Source organism: Flavobacterium gossypii, from assembly GCF_014138495.1.
Lineage (GTDB): Bacteria > Bacteroidota > Bacteroidia > Flavobacteriales > Flavobacteriaceae > Flavobacterium > Flavobacterium endophyticum.
The window spans coordinates 192249-216474 of sequence record NZ_JACJIS010000004.1 but is presented as its reverse complement, the minus strand read 5'-3'; the positions used below and the strand labels follow the sequence as shown (position 1 = coordinate 216474).

19 protein-coding genes are annotated in these 24226 nt (G+C 40.8%); 3 read left to right on the top strand and 16 right to left on the bottom strand.

Going from position 1 to position 24226, the window contains the following annotated elements:
* Positions 1-14: 14 nt before the first annotated feature.
* Genes GGR22_RS15655 through GGR22_RS15645 form a run of 3 tightly spaced genes read right to left on the bottom strand, consistent with a single transcriptional unit; the run spans position 15 to position 4575 of the window.
* Positions 15-2951, bottom strand: coding sequence for a SusC/RagA family TonB-linked outer membrane protein (locus GGR22_RS15655; RefSeq protein ID WP_182494425.1), 2937 nt, complete (start codon positions 2949-2951; stop codon positions 15-17).
* Between the two features lie 21 nt (positions 2952-2972).
* Complete coding sequence (locus GGR22_RS15650) at positions 2973-4052, bottom strand: hypothetical protein (RefSeq protein ID WP_182494424.1); 1080 nt, start codon at positions 4050-4052, stop codon at positions 2973-2975.
* Between the two features lie 4 nt (positions 4053-4056).
* Positions 4057-4575, bottom strand: a complete 519-nt coding sequence (locus GGR22_RS15645) for a DUF5004 domain-containing protein (protein ID WP_182494423.1) — start codon at positions 4573-4575, stop codon at positions 4057-4059.
* A 450-nt stretch (positions 4576-5025) separates the two neighbouring features.
* Between GGR22_RS15645 and GGR22_RS15640 the strand changes: the two genes are divergently transcribed.
* The gene (locus GGR22_RS15640; RefSeq protein ID WP_121377234.1) at positions 5026-6624 is read left to right on the top strand and encodes a DUF6377 domain-containing protein; all 1599 of its coding nucleotides are present in this window, start codon (positions 5026-5028) and stop codon (positions 6622-6624) included.
* Positions 6625-6632: 8 nt separating this feature from the next.
* Here the strand turns inward: GGR22_RS15640 and GGR22_RS15635 are convergent, their stop codons facing one another.
* From GGR22_RS15635 to GGR22_RS15625, 3 genes are all read right to left on the bottom strand, one after another.
* Positions 6633-7538 (bottom strand): glycerophosphodiester phosphodiesterase family protein, encoded by a 906-nt coding sequence (locus GGR22_RS15635; RefSeq protein WP_182494422.1) that lies wholly within the window; start codon positions 7536-7538, stop codon positions 6633-6635.
* 213 nt (positions 7539-7751) lie between these two features.
* Positions 7752-10367: a DUF7619 domain-containing protein gene (locus tag GGR22_RS15630; RefSeq protein WP_182494421.1), complete on the bottom strand. Its 2616-nt coding sequence runs from the start codon at positions 10365-10367 to the stop codon at positions 7752-7754.
* 153 nt (positions 10368-10520) lie between these two features.
* Positions 10521-11483 carry a DUF4421 family protein gene (locus GGR22_RS15625; RefSeq protein WP_182494420.1) on the bottom strand — a complete coding sequence of 321 codons (963 nt, stop codon included), beginning with the start codon at positions 11481-11483 and terminating at the stop codon, positions 10521-10523.
* 113 nt (positions 11484-11596) lie between these two features.
* Here GGR22_RS15625 and GGR22_RS15620 point away from each other — a divergent pair, with 113 nt between their 5' ends.
* Positions 11597-11944 (top strand): DUF2200 domain-containing protein, encoded by a 348-nt coding sequence (locus GGR22_RS15620; RefSeq protein ID WP_182494419.1) that lies wholly within the window; start codon positions 11597-11599, stop codon positions 11942-11944.
* Between the two features lie 14 nt (positions 11945-11958).
* Here GGR22_RS15620 and GGR22_RS15615 read toward each other — a convergent pair whose 3' ends face one another.
* The 10 genes from GGR22_RS15615 to GGR22_RS15570 all read right to left on the bottom strand — a co-directional run bounded on the left by GGR22_RS15615 (position 11959) and on the right by GGR22_RS15570 (position 23359).
* Positions 11959-12501 (bottom strand): hypothetical protein, encoded by a 543-nt coding sequence (locus GGR22_RS15615; RefSeq protein WP_182494418.1) that lies wholly within the window; start codon positions 12499-12501, stop codon positions 11959-11961.
* Between the two features lie 172 nt (positions 12502-12673).
* Positions 12674-14395 carry a DUF2075 domain-containing protein gene (locus tag GGR22_RS15610; protein ID WP_182494417.1) on the bottom strand — a complete coding sequence of 574 codons (1722 nt, stop codon included), beginning with the start codon at positions 14393-14395 and terminating at the stop codon, positions 12674-12676.
* Positions 14392-14730 carry a nucleotide pyrophosphohydrolase gene (locus GGR22_RS15605; protein ID WP_182494416.1) on the bottom strand — a complete coding sequence of 113 codons (339 nt, stop codon included), beginning with the start codon at positions 14728-14730 and terminating at the stop codon, positions 14392-14394. The genes GGR22_RS15610 and GGR22_RS15605 overlap by 4 nt, the downstream gene beginning before the upstream one ends.
* Before the next feature lie 228 nt (positions 14731-14958).
* On the bottom strand, positions 14959-15345 hold the full coding sequence (locus GGR22_RS15600; protein ID WP_182494415.1) for a hypothetical protein: 387 nt from the start codon (positions 15343-15345) through the stop codon (positions 14959-14961).
* A 5-nt stretch (positions 15346-15350) separates the two neighbouring features.
* Positions 15351-16481 (bottom strand): hypothetical protein, encoded by a 1131-nt coding sequence (locus tag GGR22_RS15595; RefSeq protein ID WP_182494414.1) that lies wholly within the window; start codon positions 16479-16481, stop codon positions 15351-15353.
* A gap of 1 nt (position 16482) precedes the next feature.
* Complete coding sequence (locus GGR22_RS15590) at positions 16483-17073, bottom strand: hypothetical protein (RefSeq protein WP_182494413.1); 591 nt, start codon at positions 17071-17073, stop codon at positions 16483-16485.
* A 242-nt stretch (positions 17074-17315) separates the two neighbouring features.
* A complete protein-coding gene (locus tag GGR22_RS15585) occupies positions 17316-19004 on the bottom strand; it encodes a PKD domain-containing protein (RefSeq protein ID WP_182494412.1) in 1689 nt (562 codons plus the stop codon).
* A gap of 239 nt (positions 19005-19243) precedes the next feature.
* Positions 19244-21829, bottom strand: a complete 2586-nt coding sequence (locus tag GGR22_RS15580; RefSeq protein ID WP_182494411.1) for a ligand-binding sensor domain-containing protein — start codon at positions 21827-21829, stop codon at positions 19244-19246.
* A 202-nt stretch (positions 21830-22031) separates the two neighbouring features.
* Positions 22032-22673: a DUF6266 family protein gene (locus GGR22_RS15575; protein WP_220477674.1), complete on the bottom strand. Its 642-nt coding sequence runs from the start codon at positions 22671-22673 to the stop codon at positions 22032-22034.
* Between the two features lie 464 nt (positions 22674-23137).
* A complete protein-coding gene (locus tag GGR22_RS15570; RefSeq protein WP_121377072.1) occupies positions 23138-23359 on the bottom strand; it encodes a helix-turn-helix domain-containing protein in 222 nt (73 codons plus the stop codon).
* Positions 23360-23570: 211 nt separating this feature from the next.
* Between GGR22_RS15570 and GGR22_RS15565 the strand changes: the two genes are divergently transcribed.
* On the top strand, positions 23571-24176 hold the full coding sequence (locus GGR22_RS15565) for a flavin reductase family protein (protein WP_182494409.1): 606 nt from the start codon (positions 23571-23573) through the stop codon (positions 24174-24176).
* Positions 24177-24226 lie beyond the last annotated feature (50 nt).

The following is a 24226-nucleotide window of genomic DNA, read 5'->3' as shown; positions in this document are numbered from 1 at the left end:
GGTTATCAAGTTGCTTAATTCGTCAAGGTGAAATTAAGCCCGAATGAAATGGTCGTTGGCCTTGGATAGTTGTTGAATCGGTCAATACCAGGATTGGCTAATCCAGTCAGGTCGATTTCAGGATCTACACCATCATAATTGGTAAAGACAGCCAAGTTTTCACCCAACACGTAAAGTCTTAGTTTAGAACCTTTGTTTTTAAACGGTATCGTATATCCTATAGAAACAGTCTGCAGTCTGAAAAAAGAAGCATCTTCTATCCAATAGCTTGAAAATTTAGGTGCCGAAGTAATACCGCTGCCCAAAAACCCGTCAGGAACATTATACGCTGGAAGACGGTTTGGATCATACAGCATCATGTTTGTGGCATTCAGCACTTCTTGCCCGAAGCTTCCATAACCTGTAAATCCGAAGTCAAAATTATGGTACGTAAAATTCATTCCTAAACCTAGCGTAAAGTCAGGCTGTACGTTGCCTATCGCCTTTTCTTCGGTACCTAGGATAAATTCTCCGTTTTCGTTCAAGCCAGAACTTTCAACACCCCAAAAGGTTCCTACAGGATAGCCTTCGGCAATAATTTGGGAGAATTGATTTGACATTCCAGAAAGTCCGTGCAGAGAGCCGCTGTAGATGGCTTCTGTTTCATAAATCTGGTTGGAAAGTTTTTCTATTTTTTGCTTGTTTTTTGCAAATACAACATTGGCATCCCAAGTAAACTTGTCTCTGTTGATGATGTTGGCGTTCAAAGTAATCTCAACACCTTTATTGGACAATTCTCCCACGTTCGCAAGCATTGTCCCTACAAGATACGGCGGCTGTGGCACTTGGTAGGTGTATAACAAGTCTTTTGTCTTTTTAGAATAAATCTCAAAAGTTCCGGTTATTCTGTTAAAAAGCCCGAAATCAAGACCGATGTTTAGCTGTTCGGTAGATTCCCACTTCAAGTCTGGGTTCGGATTTTGTGTCGGCGAATACGCCAGGCTCCAAGTTCCGGTTACAGGGTCGTAATAGCTGTCTTGACCCACTCCTAGTATGGAAAGCGACTTGTATTCTCCAATACCGTCTTGGTTACCTGTCACACCATATCCTGCTCTCAGTTTTAAGTTTGTAAGCCAATCTTGTGTCGAGCTCATGAAATCTTCTCCTGTAATTCTCCAAGCGACAGAAGCGGATGGAAAAACACCCCATTTGTTATTAGCCCCGAAACGGCTGGATCCGTCTCTACGGATAGTTCCCGTAACCATATATTTTCCGTCATACGAATAGTTCGCACGGCCGAAAAAGGAAACCAAATTCGATTTTCCTTTATACGAATACACATCGCCCAAACGGTAGTTGTACCCTGCTCCAAGATTGTTATAGCTAAAAAGGTCTGTTTCAAAGCCGCTTCGCTGTGCTCCAAAACCCTCGTAAATATTCTCAAAAAAGGAGTAGCCCGCCAAAGCATTGATGCTATGTTTTCCGATTAGCTTGCTATAGCTGAGGTAGGTTTCGATTTGTGCCGTAGTATATTCGGCATAGGTCTTTTGGGCATAACCGCCTTCTGTCCTACCTTCCATTACTGCATAAGAAGGTTTGTAGGTACTTCCCTGCATTGCGTTATGTTCTAGCGACAAATTTACCGTAGCCTGAAAATCGTTAAAGATCTGAGCTTCCGTCTTAAAATAACCCAATACACGGTGTCGTTCGTTATCTACAGTTCTGTTAGTCAATATCTCAACTGGATTTTCATAAAGCGTTCCTCCAACTGAAGTAAAATCACCGTTTTCATCATAGACCGGAATTGTAGGATTCAAATTAAATGCTCTTTCGAAGATGCGATAGTCTAACGGATGCCATTTGTCGATATTGGCAAACAGTCCTGCATCAAACTTTAATGCTTTGTCTAGTGCATATTGATAGGTGCTGATGTTAGCGCTCAATCTTTCCAATCCTGTTGTTTTGATAACTCCTTCGCTGTCAAAATACGATAAGGACGTACGAAGGCCGCTGGTTTCATTTCCTGATGAAATGCTCAACGTGTGCGATTGTGTTACGGCTGTCGGACGTTCTAATTCATCTTGCCAGTCGGTGTTTCCTCCATAATCGATAGCATCCGTCAGAGAGTTTTGACGCACATGGCTTCTCCATTGGTTGGCAGAAAGCATATCCAGATGGTTAGACGATTCGCTCAATCCCGTATAGCCGTTGTAAACAATAGACAAGCCTTTAGAACCTCCTTTGGTCGTAATGATGATAACACCGTTAGCTCCTCTAGAACCATAAATCGCTGTGGCTGAAGCATCTTTCAATACGTCAATCGATTTGATGTCCGAAGGCTGTACGATGTTGATGTCTACTCCTGCTATACCGTCCACTACAATCAGCGGGCTATTACTTGCCGTTAGCGAAGTACCGCCTCTTAATCGTATTGACCCGCCGTTGCTTGGGTCGCCAGAGCCTCGAATAATCGTCAATCCCGCAACTTTTCCTTGAAGCGCCAATTCCGTTGAAGGAATAGCTCCTTTTACAAGATTTTCCGAAGTAACAGTCGAGATGGCTCCAGTAAGGTCTGACTTCCTCATGGTTCCGTATCCTACAGAAACGAGCTCGACAGCCTCAAGCATGTGCACGTCTTCTTGCATGTTAAGGATTAATGCAGAACCCGTAGTAGCATCCACGGTGATATTTTGCGTCAGGAAACCTATATAGGAAACTACGATGGTATTTCCGAGAGTAACCTCCAGCACAAATTTTCCGTCAGAATCAGTCACTGTGGTATTGGTGGTGCCTGATTCTAGAACGGAAACACCCGGCAGTGCGCCGCCGGCAGAATCATAGATGGTACCCGAAATCAATTTTTTTCCTTGTGCAAACAGTCCTGCAGAAAGAAAAAGCATGAAAATAAGGAATACCAACGATTGGTTTGACCCGCATTCAGATTGGGCCGCTTTAGTATTTTTGCTATTCATTAGAATTAGTTTTAGTTGCTGTTAGTCGGTGGTTTTGAGAGGAATGTTGGTATCAGAAATAGTCCTGTTTGTATTGTCTTTGACCAAGACATGGATCTCGCTCAGGCCTTGTACTCCGTTGAGTTCAGAAACCAGATTCACAAAACCTTTGATCTCGCTGGTACCGCCTGTAAATTCTCCTGTGAGGATACGGCTGCCCGCAGTAATCGTATAAATAAGCTTGTTTACTCCAGGTTCGTTATTTTTCCTGATGATGCCCAAAAAGTCTTTTTGGCTTAACTGCATCGGGAAGAATCGGAATTCCGGCGGTGGCGGTGGAATGTATTCTCCTGCATGGAGAATCTGATCTGGAGTGGTTGCCGCCCAATTGTCCTTGACCATCAAAAAAACGATATTGTCCATCACATAGCCGTCTTCGGTGTTGTAATATTCAGACGGGATAAGATCCATTTTATAAAAACCATCGCCTAAATTTTTCAGCTTGGTCTTTTCCACGACATCTGGCAGCCAGGCTTGGTATTCTTGCAATACCGCCCAATTATTAAGTCCGCTATGAAAATGCACGCTTGTCGCATCGGCAAACCCAGGAACCAAGTTTGAATTAAATAAGATACTTAATCCTTTGTCTATAACAGGCGCTGTCGGATACGATCGGATCAGCTCATTGGCCGTATAAAAAGACGAAAAGCTAGTATAGGCTACCTGAGCCACGTCGCTTTGTTTGGTACCTGTCTTGTTTTTCAAACGGAACCAGAATCCGGCACTTGCCGCAATAGCTTCAGCAGTTGTAGAAAAATAGGCTGTTGGCGTAAGCGTAAAGCTCCAAACCATATTGCCTTCATACGTAAGCTTGGCAAATTCAGAAGAGTTTTCCCAATTGCCAGCATCAGGCTCGGTCGGCGACCAGATCCAAAGATACACATCGCTTTCAGGGGCAAATGTGGTGCTTGAAAGATCAAAATACCATGTAACTTGTTCATCGTATTTATAAATCACAGGATAGGATGAAATAGAAGCTATAGGACCGGCAGCTTCTTGCCCAATTGCTTGGCTTGGAGCCATCATGGCAATAAACAGCAGTAGAAGTATAATTTTTTTCATATAGTTAATGGATTGCGCTTAGTTTGAATAAATAGGACACAAAGGCAGTTCCGTTAGAAACTCGCGTCAGCTGGAATTCCATCTCTTCGTTGCTTCCTGGAACTGAGATAAGGCGCAGCTCATCCGTCAGCTGGGTCTTGGCCGCATCGCTATACAGATAGATCAGCACTCCTTCGGCACGGGCCGGTTGGAAAGCGGCACTTAGCTTCCAATAGCCGCTTGGTGCGAATAACGGAGGCACGTCGCCAAGTACTTCATAAGTAGTAGGCTCCATTTTAGAGTCAACGGAAAATCGGATCTTGAAATCCTCATAATTAAAGAGTGTGCTCAAGTTTTGCTCAGAGGGTTCTACAGCATTTGACTTCGCAAACTCATCGACCATTTTCAGGCTCATTAGTCCCCACTCTCCGTTTACTTTTTCATATAAGGTAATAGGATCGGTAGGATTTCCGTCATCTGTTTCGTTGCATCCGAGCGCAAGAAAACCGACGAAAGCCAGCAGGTAAATAATTTTACATCTCATACGTTTTTTGGTTTTTTGTTAGTAGCATTATTCTTCAAAAAAGAATCATAACGAAGCTAGATGTTAAATTAGTCTTAAGAAAATGATAGGAGAAAAATCAAGGTTATAAAGCCTACATATCTGAATCAACACTTTTAAAATCAATTATTTACAAATAATGAGTTTAAAAAAAATCAAGATGTTGTATAGGTAAAAAACGCCTTCTAAAACTTAAATTAATGACAATATGAAAATTAAAGAAGCTTATTTTTTTGGATAACACATATATATCAGCAATTTTTTATAGAATTATAAAATTTTGCTGTACATTTAGCAAAACCAAAACACTTTATTGGCAATTTTAGGCGGAAAAGGATAACACAATCTCTTTCAATAATATCCCGCTGGCCAAGAACACCACTTAAATTGAAAACAGCTTAAAAATGGGCACAGCCCTAGCCAAACATGACCATGTGCAGACTACTTATTTTATTCTTTTTTCTAAGCGGAGCTACCCTTGCCGCTAAAGACATAAACCCCGTGCTTAAGGATCTGGATAAGGCGCTTCTTCACAAAGAAGTTTATATGAAGCAGAAATATGCGAAGATAAAAGCGCTCAAGATCAATATCCACAAATTTACCTTGAGCCGCGACAAGAAAAATTTGTATTCTAATTACATGCTGCTGTTTGACGAATACCGCTCTTTTAAATATGATTCGGCTTATTATTATCTCGAAAAAGCCAAATCGGAAGCCTTAGGTCTCAAAGATTTTCAGCTGGTCGACAAGGCAAAGATCAAGGAAGGTTTTGTGTTGCTTTCGTCAGGACTGTTTAAAGAAGCCATAGACACGCTCAACAGTATTGATGCCGCAAAGCTTGACCAGAACAGCAAGTTTGATTATTATTCGGTAAAAGCCCGCGCCTACTACGATCTGGCAGATTACAACAAAGACCAGCGCTACAACATCAATTATGTGCAGAACGGGAATCTTTATCTTGAAAAAGCATTGGCTTTGATCAACACCAATACCAACGAATATTGGGCTACAGAAAGCCTGAAAAGGATGAAGCAGCAAGATTGGAAAGGAGCCGAATTTGCCTTCAGCTATTGGATCAACAATTTTAAACTTCCTGCGGAATACTACGGAATCGCTACTTCCAGCCTTGGCTATATCTATTCGGAAAGAGGATTTACCGAAAAAGCGATAGAATATCTGGCACTTGCCGCTATTGCCGACGTAAAGAATGCGACCAAAGAAACCGTAGCGCTTCGCAACCTTGCCAACGAGTTATTTAAGATGGGCCATTTGGAAAAAGCCAACGAATACATCAACTTGGCTATGGACGATGCTACTTTTTATAACGCAAGGCACCGAAAAATCGAAATATCGTCTATACTTCCGATTATCGAAAAGGCGCAACTGAATAAGGTAAACGACAAAAATGACATGCTCGAAAAAATCGTGATCCTTCTTACCGTCTTAGCGCTAATTATCATTCTTTTTCTGGTAATTATCTTCAAGCAGCTCAAAGAGAAGAATGCCTCCAAAAAAGCCATGGCAGCATCTTACAGCAAATTACAGGAAATGAACATCAGCCTCAGCGAAGCCAATACGATTAAGGAAGAATATATTACGTATTTTATAAAAGCGACTTCCGACTTGATCAATAAGATTGATCATATCCAGAAGAGCACCATACAGAAAATCATTTCCAAAAAAACCGATGAGGTTATTGCAAGCCTCAAGAGATACGATGTCAGGCTAGAACGCGAACATTTGTTCCACCAGTTCGATGAGATTTTCTTAAAGCTCTTCCCTACTTTTGTTACTGATTTTAACGCACTCTTTTCTCCTGAAAATAAAAGCATTATCAAAAAAGGCGAGTTGCTCAATACAGAATTGCGAATCTTTGCCCTTTATCGTTTGGGAATCCAAGATTCCAGCCAGATGGCCGACTTTCTAGAACTTTCCGTATCAACCATATACACGTACAAGGCACGCATAAAAAGCAAATCCGATTACAAAGAAGTATTTGAGGATAAGATCATGGAAATCAAGACGATATAACCATCGTATTAGAGCTTTTTCAACACCCGTTCCGGATAATCCGTAATGATGCCGTCTACGTGCAACTCGATCATTTGGTCGATATCTTTCTCTTCGTTTACGGTCCACGGAATAAGACGCATTTTCAACGTCTTGAGCGAATCTTTTAATGCCTGGTCTACAAGTCCGTAATGCGGACTGTAAATCTCTGGCTTAAAATTCAAATTGGCCAAATTCTTAGCCAGTCCTTTATCTCCAGTAAGAAAGGCAATCTTGATGTTAGGGTATTTTTTATGCAGCGCGTTCAGTATTTGAGGGTCAAACGACTGTATGTTGATTTTGCTCTGGATGCCTTTCTCTTTAACGACTTTCATTACCAAATCTACAAATACATCAGGCTGTGGCTGTGATAAATCATATTGATCGGCGCCTGATTTGATTTCTATATTATAGCGGATAGGCTTGTTTTTTCTATTCTTGGCACTGTAGGCTTCCATATCGTCTATCAGTTCCGAAAGCAGCGGCTTATAGGCTTTTATTTTTTGCTGTTCTGGAAAATGTACATTTCCTTTCGATCCGATATCAAATTTTCGGATGCTGTCATACGGCATCAAATACAAATTATACGCCCTTTCTGTCTTGCGTGTCAAGCGCGTCCCATCAGGCAGCAGTACGTATTCAGACGACATAAAAGGTTCGTGCGAAACTACCACTTTTCGGTCTTGAGAAATTACCACGTCTAATTCGATGACATCGGCGCCTTTATCAATAGCGCTTCGGAAAGCCTCAAGGCTGTTTTCTGGAAAGTGACCGCGGTCTCCCCTATGGCCTTGTACTTCAATAGCAGGTATTTTTGCAGTGGATGTGTTGGTTGGCTTGCAAGAGCTGGCCGCTGTTAGTAGCGCGCTCAAAAAAAGGATGCTGTAGTTTTTCATTATCTTTAAGATTGTATGCTTTGGGCTTTTTCGGTACGTATAGACTGTATTGCAAATATAAGCCTTTTCGATTTTTTGCCAATCTTGCTTTCATAAAAGCCTTTCCAATTTCCTCAAAAGGCTTTTATTGTTTTTATTTAAGCTGGAACTAGGTTGGTAGAAATTCCAATCCTGTTCCATACATTGATCGTAATAATTATGATGTTTCTATCCTTATTCCTTGACGAACTTGCCAACGGCACTGCCTTGTTGCGAATAGATTTTCATTACATAACTTCCCGTTGCCAAGTCAGAAATATCCACAGAGTTAACAGCTGCTGCATTACTTATGATTAGTACCGGCTGTCCCATCATGTTGTATACAGAAATTGACTTTAGCACAATATTGTCCTTGTTTTCAAGATGCAGCAGTCCTTTTGACGGATTCGGATAGATTGAGAAACGGTCTGATAAATCAATACCCGGCGTACTTAACGACTCGATTGTAGTAACGATGCGGTCGGTCAAGATTGGCAGGTTATAATCAAAATAGATGCTGGCACTATTGCTAAAAGTATCCCCAACAGCCAAAGAAGGTTTGATCTTGATCTTGAACGCCACATAGCCGTCGTTGAAGTCGTTATAAAACGGAAGATCAATATCCTTAAACACAAACTCAACCGTATTCCCGTTGCTGATCTTGGTCGTGAAAGGATGGCTGCTTTCGATAGGCTCCAAGCTTCTCATATCAAACCTATCTGTATCGATAATGTCTTTTACTATGATATTTTTGGCGATGGCCGTTCCTGTATTCTCAAAACGGACGATATAGTGCACATACTGTCCTATATACTCTGTAGAAACCCGGTCTCCCTGCAGGCAGGTCTTGTCATTTGGGTCAAAAGAATTGGTTACTTTCTGGCGGAAGGAAATGACATTATCTTCTGGCGATGCATCGAGCGCTGGAGTGGTTACGCTGGCCGTATACTTCAGAACGTCGTTAGCATTCAACGCGGGAGTATCTGTCGGCGTGTTCAGAGTAAAACTCAACACAATCGTACGCATTTCAAGAGGCATCAATTCAGAAAAAGTCCATGAGAGACGGTCTGGCCTTTCTTGCACTGCTTGTGGCACTGAAACCTCCAGACGAAGGACGGGAGCTTCAAACTGCAATCCTATACTACCCGACTGTACGACAGTTCCCTTGTTTCGATACATAATCTTATAGCTGCTGGCATAGCCCGGAATAGCATCCCCCAAAGGCAGCATCACGATTTCCAAATCAGCATATTTCCCTTTAGGGCTAACGCAGAAATGTGGGTTCTGTGTGCTGTTCTGACTCGGAAACGTAACCGAGGCACTCGGCGGCGTAACCATAAAATACGAATTATCAGCCAGCAAGGGCGTAATGACCGAATTGCCAGACTGCAATGGCAGGTTGTATTTACCGGTACGATCCGACAGATAGATCGTTTCTGTTGTTCCGTTAACGACCTTATATCCGGCAAAAGGAAAGCCAGGATCGTTTGCTTCACAGCCATTATTGTCGTTATCAAAAGCAGTGACGCTTTCTATGGCATAATAACGTCCACCCGGCGCGAAAGAACAATACGAATTCACTTCACATTGGCGTCCGGCCGTAGCAGCAATCAAGTGCTGCAGCTGTGTCGTCTCTGCCCCTTCATCTGCACAAATATAACGCAGACGCGGTACCGTCGGCAAGGCCATCGCTACAGACGAATGGTTGTTCTTTCCATTTTTTATAAAAAGCGTAGCCAGCTGCGGATTGGATTTAAAACTCAGCACTTCTGCACCAAGACATTGAGAAACGTCCAGCGACGTCAACCTGTTGTCGTTAAAAAGGATCGAACTTACTGTAGGATCAGCCATGACTGTCAAGGCGCCCGTCAATCCGTAGTTGTTGCAGGCAATAGAAGTCAGTCCTTCATAGCCTCGAACATCCAGCAGTGTTAATGGATTATTCCTAAAATTCAGGCCGCGCTCACCAAGACCAAGCACTGGGCAGCCATATGCTTTAAGGCTTTCGAGCTGATTGTCCTGTACGCCCAATTCAGAGAGCAGCGGACATGAAACAACAAGCGAACGCAAGCGGTTATTGCCTGCCTGTACCGATTTCAAATAGCGAAATCCTACAAGGTCGGTGATCGTTATCAATCTATTGTTTTGAGCCAACAGCCGTTCTAGGCTGGCCAATCCCGAAAGATCTAAGGCTGCCAGGCGGTTGTTTGAACAGTTGAGCGATTCCAGAGCTGTCTGACCCGAAAGATCCAGCTGGACAAGAAGATTATAGCCACAGTGCAGTTCCTTGATCGGACTGCCTGTAAGGAGTAATGATGCCAGTTCGTTCGTATCACATTTCAGGTCACGCAGCGAAGCCTTTCCAGATACGTCTAAAGATGTCAGGCGGTTATGGCTGCATTCCAAATCCCGAAGACGGTTGCATCCTGAAAGGTTCAATTGGGTCAGTACATTAGTAGAGCAATACAGGTATTCCAAATCGGGCGAGCTGCTTACATCCAGCGACATAAGCTCATTATCATTACAAGCCAGATACTTCAATGCCGTAAAATATTCAATGCCAGACAAGTCGGCAATAGACGATGAAGCAATATTCAGGTAAGCGACAGCACTGGCTTCTGAAGCTTCAATCTCCCCGTTGTTGTTGCCGTCAATCGACACAAACTCACCTTCTACGTTTTTGGCTATCTTATTGCTTGTACTGGCAGACAGCAGCTTTGACTTAAAATTTGAATCCGGTATATGAAGTCCTTGCCCGTTCATTCCATGCCAGCAGCAGAACCCTAAAACAGCAAAGTACAATTTTTTCATACAGAATATTTACCGTAAATATATCTTAAAAAAATCATAAAAAATAAAAAATTATAAAAGTTCTGGTAAAGATTTTTTAACAAACAGCAACTTTCGTAATCCATTTCTTAATACTCCCCCAACCCCAAACTATCAACTATCAACTATCCACTATCATCTCCCAAACAACCGATTCACCTTCTCCGGCGCCTTAAAACGATACCCAATATAAAACTCCAAAAACTGCTGCTGATCCTGTACATGAATCTTCGCTTCAGAACTGTATGAAAACGAATTCAGGCTCGTAGCAGCGCCCGCATAAAACCGTTCCGAATTATAGCCTAACGTAAGCCGAAACTGCGCCTGAAACGAAAGCCCGTCAAAAGTCTCGTCAGGTGTGCCGTCGCTATAAACCGTCTTTGACCTATTATAACCCACGCCTCCATAGCCACCTGCCGAAACAAGAAACCTGTCTTGGAGGACCCAATTGTAATAATAGCCGGGACCTACAGCAATATCAAGGATATGGTTTTCGCTCGGGTCGTTATTTTTAATCGTCGTAAAATAATAGCTGATGCTGGGCACAAAGCTGCCCGCGCTTTTCCGCTGCCATTCGCTCTGCAGGAAGATCGCGCGAAATGAAAACTCCCGATTAAAGATATACGAGGTGCTCCCTCCTATCTTCTGTACTTGGAAATGCGGGAACAAGATGTTTTCATCCGACCCTATGTCGTCATGATCTACATAAAAGCCTTTGGTCTTGGCATATTGCAGTTCCTGCATCCAGTGGCCCAAATAAAACCGTGTCCCAAAATTATAAAACTTCGTACGCCCTCGGATGGCATCGTCCTTGTTAAAACGGATAAACTCCGGCGTATAGCCCAAATCAATCTCGATAAACTTATACATCAGCGTAAGCGTCGACCTCAGCCGTTGGTTGGGCGACAGCGTAAAATCCAGACGGCTGGCCGCGTCTTTGATATGGAAAGAATTAAAGCTGTTGCTGAACCCCAAACGCAGCTTAACGTGGTCGCTGTATTTTTCTATAGCGGTTGCAGCCGGAGGAATCGAATCAGCAGTCTGTGCCTGACAGAAAGCAGTAAAAAAGACGATAAAGAATAAGGCGTATTTTACCATAAGATATTGTGCTATCCTCTATGCAATGTACTAAATTGGCACGAAACTAAATGCAATTGCTGTTTTTATAGTGCCACATTTTTTGTAATTTGCCCTATCAAGCACACCAACTCATGGACAACACTAGAGTATTTAAGATGTCTTTTGCCAGCGTCTATCCGCATTATATTCACAAAGCAGAGAAAAAGGGACGTACGAAAACGGAAGTCGATGCCATTATCTTTTGGCTGACGGGCTATGACGAAAAGGCACTGCAGCAGATTATTGACGAGAAAACCAATTTCGAAACTTTTTTTGCCAATGCCCAGATTCCTCCCAATGCGTCAAAAATTACAGGTGTTATCTGCGGCTATCGCGTAGAAGACATTGAAGACAAGCTGATGCAGCAGATCCGTTATCTGGACAAGCTAATTGATGAGCTGGCTAAAGGAAAGGCAATGGAGAAAATCTTACGACAGTAAGAAATAGTTATCTTTTATTGCAACACTATAAACGAAATCACCTTGCCATCTTTTGTAGCTCCTACATAACCCAATCCGCGTAAATAATAAAACACATAGGTTGATTTTGCATACTGGGCTTGTAAGGCCATTAGTCCTGTATAATGACAATAAGGTGTTTTTAGTACGGCATCCTCTGACAGAAGCGTGTAAATCACTGTATTTGTTTTATCTTCATTCTGCCAGTTCTCTCCTTTTTTAAGAGATTGTTTCCAACGTATTGTTTCTGCAGAGCAACATTCTTCATATTGCAGTACTTTGCCATTCGCCTCTCTAAAATAGATCATGCTATTACTTCCGTCCTGCCATTGCTGTTTAAAAGCCACGTAGGTTTTTCCTTTTAGCATTTTATCGCCTTCAAGCGTTTCATAATAATAGGTATTGTACCAGACTATTTTCTTTTTCTGAATGTCTAACGGAAAATAACTTCCGTCTGTAGTGCCTTTACAGAAATTCTGTCCTTCTTTTTGTGCGAAGAGTGATGTGGTGAGAAAAAGTAAGAAGAGTAAATATTTCATCAAGAGATTTTTGTTAATTATGTTGAGATTCAATAAATGGGAGAAGTTGTTTGTTACATTAAAATAATCCATAATATCGTAACAATTTATTTTTAAGACCTTTGCGCTTAATGTTTCTTTTCAAGTTCCATTTATTGATTATTTAATACTCTTGCAATTTTTCTAGTGCTTACTAATAAAACGCTTCCCTGAATTTATAACTCAAAATATGCTCTTCCAAATATCTCCTCAAATTCTCATCACAAGCATAAACAAAAGTACCTCTCATTCCCCTATACATTAGAGTCTTATAGATATTTAAAATGTAATTTTTCAACTCTTTAACATCTACAATTCCTGATTTTCCATTCCTATCAAAATAATTATCTTTATTTATTACTATCTCATTAGTATCAGGATTATAAGAAATTTCATTTCCAAAAATTACGCCTGTATAATTAAGATCATAACCTTGAGTAGTATGTATGCATCCTACTTCAAAAAAAGCATTTTTTGAATTAATCCAATCACTGTTAACACTATTCCATTTAAGTTTAATGTCTTGAATGTGTATATCATAAACATTGCTCTTTTTCTTTGATTTCCACTTCCAAGCATATCCTGCAACCAATCTTGCTTGTTGAAATTCATCCTCTCTTTTCTGTAATTCATTTATCATCTGAGATAAATCATCAAAAAGATAAAATTCATATAAATTGTTTTTTAAGAATAGCTCCTTTCTCTCCAGATTACATTCTAATAAATCATCAATAAAATTAATATAATCTACACCACCAATAACCCTTAGTTGAGATTTTAATTTAACTGTTGAAACATGAGGTTTGTCTATAAGTTTTTGAAAAATCTCTTGCGGAATATCTGAAGGCCTTATGGATTGCAGTGGGTCATAGAAAAAAATCTGATTACTACTCTTTCTTAATATCCAGTCTAACTCTGTACCGTTTTGATCCAAACCCAATAAGTTATTATTCTTATCAAAAGATTTATAATTTGTTATGTTTTTGCGCCTTCTCAATCTATGAGATTCATCAACTAATAATAAATCATATTCTGATTTTAAAACCCCTGAAGGACCAATTACATTTTTCGTACTCAATCCTTTTACACTTTTAAAAACTTTTTTCAATGTTCCTCTCAATGAAGTCATGGGAACTACTAGTGCAATCTTAGGATTTGGATGTTTTTCTTTATATTTTTTGACAAGTTCTATAAGATACAAAGAATCACCATCTAAACTTTCTTCATCATAAATTTCAATATCAGTAAGTAGCAATTTCATTAAGTATACTGCTACTATTGTTTTACCCGTTCCTGCACTTCCCTTGATAAAAATAGATTGGTTATTCTTTGTAGTAAGTAATTCAAGAATTTTCGTGACAGACTCTAGCTGGTCAAAAGTCAAGGATTTATAAGGTGAATATTTAAAATAGTCTGTATTGTCAAGTTTTTTTAGTTCATCAATTGCTACTGAACTCGCTTGCAATTTTTTCCATATATCTAAAAATATTTTTCCATACAATGTTTTTTGGTAATAATTCTGATTAATTAATCCCGCGTTTCCATTTATCAACTTATATTTTTTATCTGCATCAAAGTATTTTATCAGATTAGATTCTATGTCAAGGGTAGCCGATTTATTAAAACTTTTACTGGTTATTAGATAAACGCTATTTAAATTTTTTTTAACCTTATGATTTAAATGATTTTTAAAACGCGTTATTATATTAGCAGATTCACCAATATAGACTTCTTTGATTCTATCATTTATTAAAATATAAATCGATGGCCAGAAATCAGTAACTAAAAAATTCTCCGAAGCTATTGATATAAGAGAAGAACTATCAAAATTATGCGTTTTGATATCAAAATCGAATACGTCAAAGTTTTCAATCATAACTCATCATACTTTTTAGCAGTTCCCTTTGCTTTATCAACAGGATATTTTTCCGCATTCCTTTTTATTTTTTCTAATACAATATCAAATATATCAAGATTATGTTTTTCTGCTAATAATAAAGAAAATGACAATACATCAGCTAGCTCTTCTTTTAATTTTTCGATATTCACGTTATCCGATTCGCTTTCTTTTTTCCAAAGGAACAATTCATTTAATTCAGCTGCTTCAATTGAAATTGCAAGAGCTAAATTCTTTGAGTCATGAAATTGTTCCCAGTCACGCTCATTCCTAAATTTTATCAATTCCTCTATGGCTTGCTTGTACTTATCCATATAAAATTTTAAATCATTATAATTTTCTAAAATTAGTAAATTATAAGACACTAATAACTTTGTAAGATTTATAAATTTCTATTATAAATTCTAATCAACATTTAGCATTTTAGACATTTCACTTCCTAAATGACACAAAATTATCTATTTCATAAGCTTCTAATTCTTCCAGCATGGGAAATTCACTTAAAAGCTATTTTTCTAACTTCCAATTTTATTGATGCTTAATCATTTGCACTCCCCTAACTCACTTTCCTTATAAATATACGCATCCCCTTCCTTTAGATCGACACCATAAAGCCAACTCAGCAGCGGGTCAAGAAAATGAGATTTGACTTTTCCTTCCCCATCAGGAGTCAGCACACAGTCACCGACATTAAACCGACGAGCGACTGCCGTCATACTTCCGGATTTAACCAAATTCTTTACTAAGTCTTCTTCTAGATGGTAAGTTCCGTTGATATTCCCGAATTTTATACCAACAACCGTCGGGGCTTTCTTGTCAGCCTTATCGTATAGATTTACGATATGCACCACAGTACCTTTCTTAACTATGAAATTTTCATTTTCAAGATCCAGGTCATTTTCAAGCACGAATGATTGATTTGCTTTCATATTTATTATTTGTTTAGTTCTGCTTTTAAGCTTGTCCAATACGCTTCAATTCGTAGTACGGCTTTGTTAAATTCGTCCTCATCCTCTATTGCCCCTATATTTTCCATCTTTATTTTTTCGATAAGCATTTTTTTACAATCCTCAAGTCTTTTCTTTTTGGTAGTATAGGTCATTGTATCGGCAAAAAATCCCGTAACTAAAGGATTTTGCACAGGAACAGGATCAGTAGTATTGGTCGGCTGTGGCATCGGTACAGAGATGCCCTGCGTATTCGCTATAAAATTCATGGTCTGCGTCAGTCCGGTAATCAAGGCATTGGTTGCATCAGCAGCATCCATCCTCACCCCTTTGACGATAAAGTTGTTGTTATAATCGCCGGTCTTCATCTCTTTTTCAGGCGGATTGGAACGAAGTATGACTGCCACATCTGAATTACCAAATAGATTCCAAGAAACCGTTTTGTTAAAGGTATTTTTCCAAATTAATTCCTTTCCATTTTTCATTTGGGTGATATAGGAAGTCAGAGGATCCCCTAAAATCGGAAAACGTGTCCTATCCGACCCAGCAACCGCAGCTTTAGCCGCAACAGCTAGAGACTTTTCTGCAGGCCCCGGCCCTATATCGTTAATAGATTTTTGCACCATTGCTTTTTGAGTTCCATACTCTATAGTGCCGCCTACGTTTGTTGCTTTTGCCAGATCAGCCTTATAGTCTTTTAAAACCCCTTGGATCGACATTATTTCTAAATTAGCCTTGTTAATAACCATAAAGGCATCATTAGCCTTGCCTGCATCATACTGCTTTTTGGCTTCGTCGATATAGCCGTTAATCAATATGATTTTCGAACCAAAGCGTTCCTGAAACTGCTTTTTATAATCGTCTTTAATTGCCGGCCTAAGTTTTGCTTCCAATTTTTTCTCCACAGAAGCAAATATTTCATCTAAGAGAGCTTGCTCGTTCCAGCTGTTTTTAAAATTTTCTAAAGCAATAATAGAAGGCAGTACTTCCGTTTTGAGAGAAGCCTCTGCCATCGCCAAAATCTGTTCCCTGTCCGCTACTTTTACGGTAACTTTAAGTCGGCTTGCGCAACCCGTCACTACTAACGAGAATACGGCCAATTTCAATAAGGTTTTCATATTAATTCGATTGAAGTAGTTGTAAAAGTTGTGCTACTGCTAGTTTTTGTTCTTCTGGCGTCTTTGCAGATACCCCGTTCAAGTAGGCATCAGACTGGAAGATAAAATTGTTCGTGTCCACGTTTAGCGTGCTCAAATCCATCTTTAGCTTTTGAGCCTCCTTGATCTTTCCGTCCTGCACCAAAGAAGCTGCAGAATTCAAGATGACCTGATTCTTGGAAATGTTGCCGATCTGGTCAGAAATAGCCTTGGCATTAGTCGAAAGAATAAGCACCAGCTCATTTCCTGTCTCATTCGTAAAGCCCCCATCAGGGCTCTTTTCAAACAGCTTTCCTTTTTCTGGCTGTGCAAACTCGTTGAAATATAAGTTGATGGCATTCTGGTCAAAATAGCCGGACACATACCGAGAGCTCGATAAAAAAGAATAGCCTTTTATCTGGACTTTGTAGTAATTCGCAACTGTTTTTGTTGGAGCATCAGATGTCTCGCTGATCTTGTCCTTGAAATAATGTACCTCATTGATGGTAGAACAGGATGCCAGCAATAGCCCGCAGCCCAAGGCAGTTAATTTAAATAAGTTTTGTGTTTTCATAATTTTTGAGGGATTAATTATTAATAAACATCATGGTAATGAACTTGGCAACTCAAGAAAAAGACTTCCTAGAAAATACCGAAGTAACATTACGATAAAGAAAGAGCACTTCCTTACGGTTTTCCACATTTTGTTAAAAAAGTTAAAATTTCCTTAACCGCCTCCAAAACTTTTCACTTCTATTCCAAAAAAAACCGCCTCAACAACTGAGGCGGCTTTTTTTAAACTCTATTTATCACTATTTACTGGCTGCAATACAAATCGTCGGCAGTAAGAATGTAGTTGTGTCCGTTCGAATGTGAAAAAATCACTTTATAGGGATCTTCTGCATTGATATGATATAAGCTCACGAATCTTTCCTTTTGCTTGTTTCGCTTTTTGCCATTTGTTGATTTTATCCCCATCACAGAGGCTATATTGACCTGCTGGCAGCTGCCGTTGTTGGCCGATGGATTGTAAATGCTTCCTGTGCTTTTGATTATTTTTGTACCTAGTATGCGGCACTTGAGTCCATTTACAATTTTGACCTTCCCCGAGTTGTTCGTTTTTATCTTTGCCGAAAATTTTGCTGTTCTTCCGCTCCATTGGGCCTTTTTTGTGGGAAATTTATAGTTTTGCCGCATACACGGATTTCCATAAGGAATATTGCCCTTCGAAAGCACTTTATCCGTCATCCCGCACGTGACACCTCCTATAATAGCCGTAACTGTAAGATACTGCATCTTGCACGGCATCGAATAAACATGGATTATAGAAGGCCCTCCCGTAACAATTGTTCCATCACCAAAATCCCATGTTACCTTGCCTTGCCCAATCGGACAGCCATTTGTTTGCGGAATAGAAAAAGTCCAAGAAGCCTGCGATGAACTCACATTACCCTTAGTGGCCGTTATAGAAAATGGGCAATTATTGTCGATCGTAACACTATCTGAAGACTGGCAAGAATTCCCTTGGAGCAATTTTATAGAAGACAGAAGCGATATAGAAAATGTATTGACATCTCCTGCCGGTATACGCATGTAAAATGTACCTGTAAATGGTATTATATAGCCATAGGTCTCATCCTCATTAGTGATAGGAATGCTGGCATATGAGCCTGTGAAAGCATTGCTGAATTCTAATCCTTCTAAGTCTCCAAACGCGCTGGAAACATAATAGAAATTTAACGGATTGCCAGAATTCAATGGTTCAATACTTTCGAATGAAATTTCAAAAGTATTCCATTCTTCTGTGCAACTTTTCAGCGTACTGTTCACGACTACCTCATAGCCGCAGCCGTTTTTATTTTTGGTTTTGAACTTGCCCGACTCAACTTTGCCCCTGTTTTCAGAAATCGTCTCAAAATCATAATTCGTATCGTCGCAAGTGTTCGTGTTTTTCATCTGATTACTGATAAAAATATTGTGCATCACATCGATAGAATTCGTCTTGGCCGCATTATAGAAGTCCAATAGTTTCCCATAGTTCGAACACGAAAAAGGAATACTCTGGATCAAGCAGCCAGTATCCCAGATATAAAGCCTTTCGCCGATGATAATCATACCGTCCTGATTAAGCAGCGTTTCAAAAACGGGATCGAGTGTGAAATTCGTCTCGTCAAAAGTAGGATCGTTTGGAATGACGCCGTTGTCCATGTCCTGTTCTTTTTTGCGCAAGGAATAAAAATTGTGGCTGTCTTCATAATCAATCAGTATTTGCTCTTCCTGATTGCCAGCCTCATACAGCTGGAACAGCTGCATGTGCGCCTGCTGCAGTTCGGCCAACGTATTAAAACGGAGGATTTTCTTTCCGTTGCAGATTTCGCCGTTAAATGCCAATTCGCGCGCTGCCGTCTCTCCCTCCTTGAAAGTTTCATCTGTGTGACAGGACAGATAAATCAAAGAGGTAACAAATACTAAAATAAGTCCGATACTTCTAAAGTTTTTTCTCATTTTTTTACAATTTAAGTTAATGAATGGTTTGGGTGTTTGTTGCTTGTCATCCATGGTCGAAAAGGAACTTTTGCTGTGGAGGATCCTTTTGCGGCTATGAAATAAAGCTGTGACAAAACTATTCGTAACAAAATCATAAACTATTTGTTTGTAGCGCATTGTGACGTATTGGCATCAAAATAGTGACCAATAAAAAGAGGCCTGGGATGAATTGCTTTGTTTGTGTGACGGATTTTTTTCTAAAAAATAAGATTGTCTATCGCATCATCATAGGATGCGCTTACGGGAAGTTTTTCTCCCCGAACAACTACTTCGGTCTTAGACTTGGTATCGACCTTGTCAATCCTGACAATATAGGATCGATGGATTCTCAGGTACTCCAATGAATCGGGCGTAGCGGCTATAAAATCCCCTATTTTGCAGCGTACCACATAGGTCTTGCTTTCGGTTACCACTTCAATATAGTTGCCCGATGATTTCACATACAAGATCGTATCGGTTTTTATGCGGATATCCCTGCCTGATTCTTTAAAAACAAAATAATTTTCTTTTCTTTTTATTTTTTTTACCAAGATACGGAGCAGTTCCCGCGTGATGTCCTTGTTGTATGAAAATACGCGTAGCTTGAAAAAGAAATAGACGATACACAGCAGCATAATAACAGACACTACGATGAACCAGGCCTCTTTCCAGAAAGGTGCTTTTATGTGAATGGGGATTTCAAGAAAATTGGCTTTTTGCAGTGCATCTGGATCTTGTGCGGCAATCTTGAACACATAGTCGCCATACGGAAGCGAAGAAAAAGTGACTTTCCTGTTTTTGGTGCTGTACCATTTGGTATCGAGCCCTTCTAATTTATAATGATACACAAGCCTGCCCTCGCTTTTCAGCGACACAGCTTCAAAATTAAGCTCGATCCGATTCTCGTCATAAGACAGTCCTTTTAAAGATTCCAGACCGGCTTCCTTTTCATTCACAAGGACTTGTTTTATTCGTAGCAGGTAGTCCGTCTTGTTTTCTGAAGCCGCAAACAAGGCCTTGGGCGCATAGACCAGCCCTTTTTTAGAAGCAATCCAGACCCTATCGTTTAGGATTTCCACATCACTGATACCGTCGTTGAGCAGGCCATCAGAACTCTTGAGTCCGGTGAGCGTATATTTTCCATCGGCACCAAAACTGATTTTGTTCAGGCCCGAATTGGTACATACCCAGATCTCGTTCTCATTTTCGATATGCACCTCATTCGCGATGTCGCTAAACAGTCCGTCCTTTTTGGTAATGGCAGTTACTTTTTCCGTAGTCTTGTCATACACAATCAGTCCTTGTCCTAAAGAGGCAAAATAGAGCTCGTTCCGCTTTTCGTTATAATCAATATCGTCTATCCTGTAGCCAAAAAGCTTGTTCTTGTGCACAAGCGCTTTCAGCTTCCCGTCACGGGTATAAACGTAGGCCCCTTGCGGAGAACCAATGTAGATATCGTCCTGCCAATAGCAGGCATCGTGAGTCCTGAAAGAAATCTTTACGTACTGTTCTGGGGTATTGCCATTCAGATCGACCGAAAGCACGCCGCCAAGCTGCGTCACGAGCAGTCCTTTGTCTGTTGGCTCAGAAAATTTAAGGACATAGGATGGCAGCATATCAACCTGGGTCTGTTTTCCTTTTTTTACAAACTTGTACTCAGAATACAGCAGCGAATGCCCCGTGCGTGCATCATGCTCCATAAAAGACCGCACCATATTATTAGAATTAGAATAGATGCTCGAATTGCCGTCATGATCAATCTTTAAGACCCTGCCATTGTCATAGCTGGCAAAAAGCTCATTATTAGGATTTTTGGTGAGAGAATAGATAGGAATATCGATATTGTTCTGATTAAAAACCCGAATCTTGGGCTCCTTGACATAAAAGACGCCCGAATACAAGGTCGTAAACCAGTAGCCTCCTTCCCTATCGATCAAAAAATTAGTAATCGACTGGTCCTTTAAAAAAGAAGCCGTCACATTGCCTTGCACATCTACAATAGTACCGCCGCCAAACAGGTAGCCGATAAAAAAATGCGTACTGTCGACAGCCCTTACTATCAGAGGTCTCAAACGACTTTCTACTCTTTTGAGTATCGTACCGCTTTTGTCCCGTATCGAGATCTCAAATTCATTCCTATAAATCAGATACTCGAAATTTGGCAGCCCCACAATTTCTATCTTTGTGTCGGTACACGGCATACTAGTTGCCTTTGGACTCAACTTGGAGATGTCGTCTGACAGATAGTAGAACAAGGTATTTTTGTGTTTTTCATAAACGGCATAATTGCCTTCGCTCTTTAAATAAGAAGTTCCTTTTTTTTTGTTTTCGACAACAGCCCCTTTCTTGTCGATAACGAGCTTTCCGATCTTGTAATTGCACCCAACGTGCAGCCTGCCCGCTTCATCAAAATAGACATTTTGTATCGTCTGGTTCTCCAACAGACTCTGCTTGAGCACAGCATTATACGGATAGGGCTTGAACCCTTTAATGCCCGCCTCAAAATAAAACAATACATTGTCAAAAGTAGAGCAATATACCTTGCCGTCGGCTTGGGGATGAAAGCTTAGGACTACATTGGAGGGCAGCCCATCCTTGACGCCAAATGACTTGATTTCATAACCATTATAATTGGCAATGCCCCTATCGGTAGCAAACCAGACGATACCGTTCTTATCTTGATATAAGTTGTAGACCTGCAGGCTGGGCAGGCCCTCATTGAGCCCAAATTCTTTGTAGATATAGTCCTGTGAAAAAAGAAAACAAGGAATAAAAAATAAGACAAGTAGGATTTTTTGCTGCATTTTTGGTGGTAGTTGGTTAAAAATGGGGCCATAGAATCCAATTGGCCATCAGATTCTTATCCAACCAATACTACTATGGAATTGGCTTATTTCCTTACGGATTTCCTCATTTCGTTAAAAAAGTTAAAATTTCAGTAAGAGACATCAAAAAAGCCCCGAAGTTTCCTCCGAGGCCTTTCCCGCTGTACTCCTACACAACAGCCTACACCGCTTCAATCTCGCCCAGATATACGCTGGTAGAATACAGCCTGTCGTCTTCCGACACAAAAGATGCCCAGCAGTGTACCTGCGAACCGACAAAAGGCGCCGGCAGGGTTACAGAAGCCGACAGTGCCGAACGCAATGCCACCTTTTCCATCGTCTCAAATTTGTCGATTATCGGATCATAGACCGCCACCAGCAGTCGGTCGGTTGCTTTGGCCGTTCCCTGTCCCGAATTGTCTGTCCAAGAAAACTTCAAGATACCGCCCGCTTCCGCAGCAACTGCTGGCGTCTGCAATCCCAGCAGCACGCCGCGCGTAATCTGCACTCGGTTCAAAAGAATCTCAACACTGTCGTCGATTTGCACCAGCGCCTCCTTCATATGATACGAAGTCGCCAGGTTGTTCTTCGACTTGTCGCCCATCGCTATTCCATAATAACGTCCCATGACCGGCCTCAAATCGTGTAAAAAATTCGCAACCGTACGAAAACGCAGGCGCTGCATCTCCTGTTTGTCCGTTGCGATGCGGCCCGTCTTTTTTGGCAAGCTGCGCATCACGTCCTTGCCTCTCCAATTGGCACCTACTACCGTACCGACCTTGCCTGAAAAGGCACCTAAAATTCCCTTATTGTACGTACCCATTTTTATCTATTTTTTAGGGTTACTAAAGCCCCCTCGTGGAGCTTATCTGAAACGAAAGTACAGCAGCCAATACGGCAAACAAAAGCCCTGACTGGTTTTGAACGGTAGTGAAATGATTTGACGGGCAATGACCGAAATTGGCTGCTTTTGACCGATTTTGACCGGTTGTTCCAGAAAAAAGGCCATTTTGTTCCGGTCATGTTTTGGTCATGTTTTGGTCACGTTCGGAAAAAGGGGTGTTTTTGCGAAGAAAGGTGGGAGAAAAGTGGAATGAGGAATTACGAATTTAGGATTTATGATTTCGGAATTAGGATTTGGAATTTGGGATTTGGGAATGAGGAGAGCAGGATAAGCAATAATCATAAACAATACGGTGTATTATATACAATTTTGTTTATCGCTTGAAGTGTTTGGGATGGCCAGCCGAAGGTTGAGAAGAGAAGCTGTCTTGGGAGACAAGAAGCTTAGAAACCTTGGCCTTTATTTCGGCACCTGTTGCCCAACGTGCTTACGAAAAAGCTTTTCGGATAGACGAACTTGCCGCCGATCTTGGTAAAAGGAATTTCTTTGCTGATTCTCAGGCGGTACAGGGTGCTGTCGCTGATGTTGAACATTCTTTTGACATCCGAGCTGTCAAGCCAGTAGTCGCCGATGTCAGTTCTTTTGGGGATGTTGTTTTTTTCCATTTTGCTGCATATATTTAATATTAAGTGGGGTAAAATTCGTTCAACCAAAACGCCGCAACCATCCCCTTTATTGCATCCCAGCCCTCAACCATAAATCCTAATTCATAAATCCTAAATCATTTTACACATTTCACAATTTTCCCTTCCCAAAAATACATTCCCTTAAAAATAATTCTAAAAATTTCCTTTAATTTGTACAAACGCAAATAAAATGGAATTCAACCCTGAAGAACTGGACCAAAAAGCCATCTACAAGCTCATCACCGGAGCCATCATTCCGAGGCCGATCGGCTGGATCTCAACCATAAGCGAGGAAGGCATACCCAACCTTGCCCCTTTCTCTTTCTTTAACGTTATTGGCGACGATCCGCCTCATGTCATGTTCTCTACGGCACACGGCAACCAGCATAAAAAAGACACCCTGAACAACGCCTTGGCAACCGGGCAGTTTGTCGTAAACATGGTTACCGAAGAAATCGTGGAAGCCATGAATGCCACGGCACAATCGGTACATTCCGACATAGACGAATTCGAGCTGGCCGGGCTTACGCCCCTGCCTTCGCTCAAGATCAAGCCGCCAAGGGTAAAAGAAAGCCCGATTACGTTTGAATGCGAGGTAGTGCACCACTATTCGCTGGAAAATCATAAATACGGAGGCGCTACGATGGTCGTTGGCCGGATCGTCATGTTCCATTTCGACGAAGCCGTGCTGCTCGAAGACCACAAGATCAACTTAGACGTCTATAGGCCGGTATCGAGGCTCGCAGGAGCCAATTACTCTAAATTAGGAGAACTGTTCGCGGTCAAGAGAGGATAAAATAACATCATCCAACCAAACCTACACCGTACCCTGTCAAGGTTTAAAAC

Excerpts from the sequence above, each read along its gene's own strand:
- GGR22_RS15645 (WP_182494423.1), bottom strand. The coding sequence starts at position 4,575 with ATGAGATGTAAAATTATTTACCTGCTGGCTTTCGTCGGTTTTCTTGCG.
- GGR22_RS15655 (WP_182494425.1), bottom strand. The coding sequence starts at position 2,951 with ATGAATAGCAAAAATACTAAAGCGGCCCAATCTGAATGCGGGTCAAAC.
- GGR22_RS15620 (WP_182494419.1), top strand. The coding sequence starts at position 11,597 with ATGGACAACACTAGAGTATTTAAGATGTCTTTTGCCAGCGTCTATCCG.
- GGR22_RS15590 (WP_182494413.1), bottom strand. The coding sequence starts at position 17,073 with ATGAAAACACAAAACTTATTTAAATTAACTGCCTTGGGCTGCGGGCTA.
- GGR22_RS15570 (WP_121377072.1), bottom strand. The coding sequence starts at position 23,359 with ATGGAAAAAAACAACATCCCCAAAAGAACTGACATCGGCGACTACTGG.
- GGR22_RS15650 (WP_182494424.1), bottom strand. The coding sequence starts at position 4,052 with ATGAAAAAAATTATACTTCTACTGCTGTTTATTGCCATGATGGCTCCA.
- GGR22_RS15630 (WP_182494421.1), bottom strand. The coding sequence starts at position 10,367 with ATGAAAAAATTGTACTTTGCTGTTTTAGGGTTCTGCTGCTGGCATGGA.
- GGR22_RS15605 (WP_182494416.1), bottom strand. The coding sequence starts at position 14,730 with ATGGATAAGTACAAGCAAGCCATAGAGGAATTGATAAAATTTAGGAAT.
- GGR22_RS15580 (WP_182494411.1), bottom strand. The coding sequence starts at position 21,829 with ATGCAGCAAAAAATCCTACTTGTCTTATTTTTTATTCCTTGTTTTCTT.
- GGR22_RS15575 (WP_220477674.1), bottom strand. The coding sequence starts at position 22,673 with ATGGGTACGTACAATAAGGGAATTTTAGGTGCCTTTTCAGGCAAGGTC.
- GGR22_RS15595 (WP_182494414.1), bottom strand. The coding sequence starts at position 16,481 with ATGAAAACCTTATTGAAATTGGCCGTATTCTCGTTAGTAGTGACGGGT.
- GGR22_RS15565 (WP_182494409.1), top strand. The coding sequence starts at position 23,571 with ATGGAATTCAACCCTGAAGAACTGGACCAAAAAGCCATCTACAAGCTC.
- GGR22_RS15640 (WP_121377234.1), top strand. The coding sequence starts at position 5,026 with ATGTGCAGACTACTTATTTTATTCTTTTTTCTAAGCGGAGCTACCCTT.
- GGR22_RS15600 (WP_182494415.1), bottom strand. The coding sequence starts at position 15,345 with ATGAAAGCAAATCAATCATTCGTGCTTGAAAATGACCTGGATCTTGAA.
- GGR22_RS15585 (WP_182494412.1), bottom strand. The coding sequence starts at position 19,004 with ATGAGAAAAAACTTTAGAAGTATCGGACTTATTTTAGTATTTGTTACC.
- GGR22_RS15615 (WP_182494418.1), bottom strand. The coding sequence starts at position 12,501 with ATGAAATATTTACTCTTCTTACTTTTTCTCACCACATCACTCTTCGCA.
- GGR22_RS15635 (WP_182494422.1), bottom strand. The coding sequence starts at position 7,538 with ATGAAAAACTACAGCATCCTTTTTTTGAGCGCGCTACTAACAGCGGCC.
- GGR22_RS15610 (WP_182494417.1), bottom strand. The coding sequence starts at position 14,395 with ATGATTGAAAACTTTGACGTATTCGATTTTGATATCAAAACGCATAAT.
- GGR22_RS15625 (WP_182494420.1), bottom strand. The coding sequence starts at position 11,483 with ATGGTAAAATACGCCTTATTCTTTATCGTCTTTTTTACTGCTTTCTGT.